Here is an 8,036-nt window from a genome sequence, read left to right on the forward strand (position 1 = left end):
TAAATGCTTTTGTACGTGCATTACAACATTCTTTTGCTAACTGCATTGTATTGCCTGGCTACCAATCTCAGCTTGTTGCCGCATTGCATCGTCAATCAGTAGTTAATACAGCACCTGTTGCGTTATCTGACGCAGTAAGTTTGCCGTTACGCGAACAAACAGAAGTTTTTTTAAGAAATTTAATTGCGAATACGGTAAAGCAATCTCCTGAGCGCATTGATGCTCATTTAGCTTTTGAGCATTATGGCATTGATTCCTTGATGATCATTCAATTGAACGAACGTTTGGAGCGCGAGTTTCCGGCTTTACCGAAAACTTTATTTTTTGAATATCAAAACCTTGCCGCGTTAACGGATTATTTTATTCAAACACATGCTGATGAATTAAATCAGTTATTTTCTATTGCAGCAGTAAGTAAGGTAAATGCAGTAAAACCATTGGTTAATGCTCATAAACGTTTAGGATTTACGGTGGGCGAGGCTGAAAATTCCGCGTCTGTTACCGATATTGCGATTATTGGTGTGCATGGGCGATATCCACAAGCGCAAGATTTAACGGAATTTTGGCAAAATCTTCTTGCCGGTAAAGATTGCATTCGTGAAATTCCGCAAGAGCGCTGGGATTTATGGGATTATTACGATAACAATAAGGATGCTTCAGGAAAAACTTACAGTAAATGGGGCGGTTTTTTAACCGATATTGATAAATTTGATCCTTTATTTTTTAATATTTCTCCACGTGAAGCTGCTTTGATGGATCCTCAAGAGCGCCTATTTTTAGAAACAGCCTGGAAAACTATCGAAGATGCAGGTTATGCGCGTGAACAATTAGCGGGAGGAAAAATTGGCGTCTATGTGGGCGCGATGTATGGCGAGTATCAATTATTTGCTCATGAGCAAAGAGAGGGGCGGCAATTTATTCCCACTAATTCCGTATTTGCGTCTATTGCGAATCGTGTTTCTTACTTCTTTGATTTTCATGGCCCTAGTATCGCACTGGATACTATGTGCTCCTCTTCGCTTACAGCCATCCACTTAGCCTGCAAAAGTATCCTTGACGGTGAATGCCAACTTGCTTTAGCGGGCGGGGTAAATCTCTCGTTGCACCCTAATAAATATTTATTACTTAGCCACGGCAAGTTTTTAGCAACAGATGGACATTGTCGTAGCTTTGGCAGTGGTGGCGATGGTTATGTACCTGGAGAAGGTGTTGGAGCGGTCTTGTTAAAACCTTTACACCAGGCACTTGCAGATGGTGACCATATTTATGCTGTGATTAAGGGAAGTCAGCTTAATCATGGTGGTAAAACAAATGGCTACACCGTACCTAATCCTAATGCTCAAGCTGAATTGATTGCTGAAACCTACCGGCAAGCAAATCTATCTCCTGCTATGGTCAGTTATATTGAAGCGCATGGAACAGGAACTTCCTTGGGTGATCCGATTGAAATTGCCGGTTTAAATAAGGCCTTTTACCAGGAAGATGTGCCGTCTTTATGTACTATTGGCTCAGTAAAATCCAATATTGGTCATTGTGAATCAGCAGCAGGAATTGCTGCGGTGACGAAAGTGTTATTGCAATTACAGCATCGTACTTTGGTTCCCTCTCTGTGGTCAGAAACTCTGAACACGAATATTAACTGGGACAAAACTTCATTCCGAGTACAACAAACTGTCAGTGAATGGGCGCCCCAGGGGCCAAGAATCGCCGGGGTTAGTTCTTTTGGGGCCGGTGGTGCTAATGCGCATATTATTTTGGCAGAAGCACCTGAAGCAAGAGCGTTCGCGTCGACTACGAAAGCACATTATTTGTTAACCTTGTCTGCCAAAACAGAATTTGCTTTGTGGCAACGGGCTCAAGATTTATTAGCCTGGTTAAAGAGGAATCCAGATGCGGAATTAGAACGTGTTTGTGACACGTTAAACAGAGGCAGAAGTCATTTTGACTGTCGTTGTGCGTTAGTGATTAGTTCGCTTGCTGAGGTTATTTCATTATTGCCACAAATCGACAGTGTACAGCCCCCAGAAAATTTATTTATTCAAGGTGTACCTTTGTCCTCATCCCACGATGCATCACAGAGATTAACAATGTCTTCATCCTCTTGGGAACGAGATAATTTGTTGCAGTTAGCAAAATCTTATGTTGCGGGTAATTCATTGGATTGGGATAGCCTCTATGCGGGGGAGTCAAGGAAGCGGATTTCCTTGCCTACCTATCCTTTCGCAAAAGAACGTCATTGGTATTCTGATTCTGATCACGCTACGTTCGTCCTGCCCTATGATAAACCCAAGCTGATACCGCAAGGAGCATTAGTGGATAAAGTTAGCGCCTTTTTACTGCAGCAGGTGGTGCAGTTATTGAAAATTACCCGTCATCAGATTGTGATTGAAAAAAATCTGGGTGAGTATGGCATGGACTCAGTACAGTTTGTTGAACTTGGCAAACGAATAGCAGAGCATTATCAAGTAGAGTTTACGCCCGCAGTTTTCTATACGTACAGTAGTATTTCAGCGATTAATCAATACTTGATAAGCCAATTTCCAGAAGCAGTGGCTACAGTTCATGATACCGCTGTGGCACAATTAAGCAGCCCTAATCGCGTAAAACACGCTTCAGTGATGGGTGAGTCCACCGATGGGATTGCCATCATTGGCATGCATGGTTTATTTCCTCAATCCGATGATTTGGCAACTTTTTGGCAGCATTTGGCAGCAGGTCATGATTTAGTAACTGAAGTTCCTGCTGAGCGTTGGAATTGGCGCGATTATTATGGTGAGGGTACGGATAAAAGTAATTCGAAGTGGGGTGGTTTTATTCATGGGGTGGATCAATTCGATGCGGCATTTTTTAATATCTCTGCCCGTGAAGCCAATTTTATGGATCCGCAACAACGTTTATTTTTAGAAACCGCTTGGAAGACAATCGAAGACGCCGGCTATGATCCTTTTGCATTATCCTCCAATAAAGTGGGGGTTTTTGCCGGTGTAGAGTTTAGTGAATACCAAACTTTAATCAGCACCCAACAAAAAGAATTCCATGGCTTTATTGCCACCGGCAACTCGCACAGCATGATTGCCAATCGCGTCTCTTACTTTTTTAACTTTCACGGGCCAAGTGAGGCAATTGATACCGCCTGTTCCAGTTCGCTGGTTGCTATTCATCGTGCGGTGCAAGCCATTCGTTATGGTGAATGTGATTTGGCCATTGCCGGTGGTGTGAGCTTAATCCTTAATCCGGATACGGTCGTGGTCACCAGCCAATTAGGCGCTTTATCTGCGGATGGTCGTTGCAAGACATTTGCTAAAGATGCCAATGGTTATGTGAAAGGTGAGGGCGTTGGTTCACTTTTACTTAAACCTTTAAAACAGGCACAAGCAGATGGTGATCACATTTATGGCATCATCAGAGGCTCTGCCGTAAACCATGGTGGGCGGGCACAGTCATTAACTGCCCCTAATGCAAGTGCACAAAGTGAACTGCTCATTAGTGCCTATACTCAGGCCAATATTGATCCTGATACGGTGACTTATATTGAAACACATGGTACGGGTACAGTTTTAGGTGATCCGGTCGAGATTGAAGGGTTAAAACTGGCATTTAGCCAATTGCGTACCTCAAGTGCACCCGCCAGTCAGATTGCATTAGGTTCGGTGAAAACCAATATTGGTCACTTGGAGCCTGCATCGGGAATAGCCGGTGTCATGAAGCTTATTTTATCGATGTCGCATGAGTTAATACCGGGAATTTTGCATTTAAATGAAGTAAATCCCTACATTAATTTAAGTGAAACGCCATTTTATATTGCTCAGGAAAATCAAGTATGGCAACGCCTCAAAACTGAAGCAGGACAAGAAATTCCTTTACGTGGCGGTGTGAGTTCTTTTGGCTTTGGCGGTACTAATGCTCATGTGGTTCTTGAAGAGGGACGCCCTTATCAGCGGCTGCATGAGGACAAGCCGGCTCAACCTTATTATTTAGTGGTACTGTCGGCCAAGCAGCAAGAAAGTTTACAACAAAAAATAAGCGATCTGCAGCAATGGTTGTTGCAGCAAGAAACGGTTTCTTTAGCCTCACTAAGTTACACTTTAAGTGTGGGACGAGCCCATTTTGTTTATCGTTGTGCCTTAGTTGTCAATTCGCTTGCGGAGCTTGTGCAGGCACTGTCTTTATTGAGTAATGATGAGACTCCTGAATATTGTATGCTCAATCAGGGGCAAACCTGCGTGATGCATGGACCTGTCTTTGATGAAGTCTATCAAGCCGCGATGCATGCAATGCAACAGCCAGAAGCAGTTGCGCAATATCGACATAAATTATTTGTTTTGGCTGATTTATATACGAAACATTACCCCATTGATTGGCAATACTTATATGGGAAAGGCAATAATCAGCGTTTGGCTGGATTACCTTCTTATCCGTTTAGCAAACAGCGTTACTGGTATGACGTAGAGGCCCAATCCATGCCAATAACGACACCAGTATCTACGTCATTGCCATCAATGCCTCTTACTCGTGATCTTGATTTATCTACGTTGGTCTTGGCTTATTTGCGGGGAATATTTGCTGAAAAATTACAGGCATCAGCCGATGCCATTCAAATTGACGAAACCTATGAGGTGTATGGAGTTGATTCCTTAATTGGTTTGGAGATAACTACACGCTTGGAAAAAGACTTTGGCGTCTTACCAAAAACCTTATTGTATGAACGCAATCGCTTAAAAGAGTTAGCACCTTACTTTATAAAAAATTATAAAGACAAATTACCCACGATTTTATCTGCAATTAGCACAACTCCTGCAGTAGCTGCTATGAAAATAGACGATGCTGAACCAATTCGAGCTGTTCGCAAAAATCAGACAGAAAATTCAGGTGAGATTGCCATTATTGGTTTGAGCGGCACTTTCCCTATGGCCAATACGATGGATGAGTTTTGGTACAATTTAAGCACTGGCCGTGACTGTGTTGACAAGGTACCCGCAGAGCGTTGGGATTATAAAGATTATCCAGTGCAGGTCGGTGGCACGGAAAAATATTTTCCACATGGCGGCTTTATTCCCGATGTCGATAAGTTTGATCCATTATTTTTTAATATTTCACCACGTGATGCAGGATTCATGGATCCGCAAGAACGATTATTCATGCAATCAGTATGGTCAACGCTCGAGGATGCAGGCTATACCCGTGAAAAACTAAAGCGTCAAACCAATAATGCCGTAGGGGTCTTTGCGGGGGTAACTTATAATTTTTATCCTTTGTTTATTGCTGAAGAATGGCAAAAAGGGAATCGCGTTCCCTTAGATATTCAATCTTTTTCGGTAGCGAATCGTATTTCTTATTTCCTTGATTTTAATGGTCCCAGTTTTGTAGTGGATACGGCCTGTTCCTCTTCCTTGACTGCCATCCATTTAGCCTGCGAGAGTATACAGCGCGGTGATTGTGCCATGGCAATTGCTGGTGGGGTTAATTTGTCACTGCATCCCAGTAAGTACCATTTTCTTGGTAGTTTTAGTTTTATGTCCGAACAAGGCCGTTGTACTAGTTTTGCGGAAGGAGGTACAGGCTATGTGCCCTCAGAAGGTGTTGGTTCAGTGCTATTGAAACCTTTAGCTGATGCGATTGCGGATAATGATTTAATTTATGGTGTGATTAAAGGCAGTAGTATGAACCATGGGGGTAAAACCAGTGGTTATACGGTTCCTAATCCTAATGCACAAGCCGCAGTTATTCGTCAGGCTTTAGAGGCTGCCAATATTGATGCGCGTAGCATATCGTATATCGAAGCGCATGGCACAGGCACCGCCTTGGGTGATCCCATCGAGGTTCGCGGTTTACAAGAGGCTTTTGAAACCTTTACGCAAGACAAGCAATTTTGCGCCATCGGTTCGGTTAAGTCGAATATTGGTCATTTGGAATCTGCGGCGGGTATTTCTCAATTAGCCAAAGTAGTAATGCAAATGCGTCATAAGCAATTAGCACCTACCTTGCATACGCAGCAATTAAATTCTTTTATTGATTTTGATGATTCACCTTTTTATGTCCAACGTGAGCTTACCGAGTGGCAATCAGACAATGTATTACGCCGTGCCGGGATTAGTTCGTTTGGTGCTGGTGGTGCGAATGTGCATATGATTATTGAAGAATATCTGCCAAAAACAAAGTGCGATGAGGCGGTAAAAGGCCCTTATCTCTTTTTATTATCGGCACTTAATGAAGAGCGTCTGGCTGCGCGAGTACAACAGATGCATGCTTATTTACAGAATCATGCACCTGCTGATAATGGTGCATGGTTAGGCGATGTTTGTTATACCTTACAAACAGGGCGCGAATCCATGGGGGCTCGTTTAGCGATTATTGCGATGACTAAAGATGATCTATTGCTTGCCTTGGCAAATTATACCGATGCGCAGCGGCCCAATGTTTGGCTTAATTATCAAGTGCAAAATAATGGGAAACCTGGCATTCGCTTTGCCAATGAAAACTATGAAGAATTAGTACAACATTGGATAAATGGCGCAAGGGTTGACTGGCAACAGTTGTATACCCAGCAAGTACCCAATATCGTGTCCTTACCAACTTATCCCTTTGCAAAACGGCGTTGCTGGATCCCAACTAAAGAAGTAATGCCACTACCTGAGGTGTTGCCTATTAGTCCGCCACCGGTTGCGCTTAGTAATGAACTTAATCCTCAGGAATGGTTATACAGCACGCAGTGGGAACAAAATCCACAGCAAAAACAGAGCACTTCTAAAATCGATGGCAAATGGTTAATTTTTAGTGATTGTGAATTAGGCCTGGTATTACAGCAAGAGTTGGGGGCGGAAAATTGTATTTATTGCTTTAGTGGGGATGAATTTACACGCATTAATGAACGAACATATTATATTAATCCTGCGCGTAAACGCGATTATGAAACTTTGTTTCAAACGCTGAATAAAGAGCAAGGAGGCGAGTTAAAAGGAGTGCTGTATTTATGTTCTGCGCTTAATATCAAGGCAGAGCATCCTCCAGAGCCCAGTTTATGCTTGCTCTATTTATTCAAAGCGATGAGCCAGTGCAGTTGGATACATCAATTGACGTTTGGCCTAATCTCTCAGGGCGCGCAGCAAGTAGCGAACAATGAAACTATTAACATCTGGCAACACCATTTGTGGTCGATGACGCGCATATTTGCTGCAGAACAAGCAAGTTATCACGCTTTATTGCTGGATTTGGATACCCAGGAATGCCTTACTGTAAGTGCCCGTCTTATTGTCAACGAATTAAGGCATTACCAGGCTGGACAGAATCATATTGCCTATAGAGCTACAGAGCGCTACACCATTCGTTTCACTACGGATGCATCCAAGCAACAAAATGCGCCTGCGCGTCCTTGGACTGCACCTATTGCTGCTTTAATAACCGGCGGCTTAGGGGCGTTAGGCTATGAAGTCGCTGAATTTATTGCCGCGCAAGGAACACGATTTATCTTGCTCACGGGTACCACCGAGCTTTCACCGCAAACCACGGAAAAAAATAATTGGTTAAACCAATTGACGGCAAAAGGAATACAAGTCCGTTATGTTGCGGTGGATGTGGCCGATTCTGAGCGCATGAGCTGGGTAATTAAAGAAACAGAAAATAGTTGGCAGCAGCCAATTGATGGCGTATTTCATTTAGCCGGTGTAACAACTGATAATGTGCCAATTATGGAAATGGAAGAAACCTTATGGCAGCAAGTGTTAAATGTAAAAATCAAAGGTGCTCTGGTATTGCATGAATTATTTAAACAGCAGCAATTATCGTGTTTTGTATTATTTTCTTCTATTGCTGCGGTGCCTCATTTTGGCATGGCCGGGCTTAGCGCTTATGCGGTAGCCAATGAGTTCATTAGCGGCTTGGCCTTATATCGACGTAGTTTGCAGTTACCTGCATTAAGTATTAATTGGGTCGCCTGGTCAGAAAAGGGGATGAGTCATCGCCACAATCATGATGCTTTTTTAGAGGCGGTCGGCATGGCCTCCTTGAGCATTAAAGAAGGCATTACGCTGTTAAATACA

1 protein-coding gene is annotated in these 8,036 nt (G+C 43.1%); it reads left to right on the forward strand.

The genetic code is table 11. The annotated features are described in order from the left end of the window. Positions 1 to 8,036 (forward strand): SDR family NAD(P)-dependent oxidoreductase (locus LDG_RS20055; RefSeq protein WP_233491414.1); only part of this gene is annotated, 8,036 nt, incomplete at both ends.

This window comes from Legionella drancourtii LLAP12, from assembly GCF_000162755.2.
Classification (GTDB): Bacteria; Pseudomonadota; Gammaproteobacteria; order Legionellales; family Legionellaceae; genus Legionella; species Legionella drancourtii.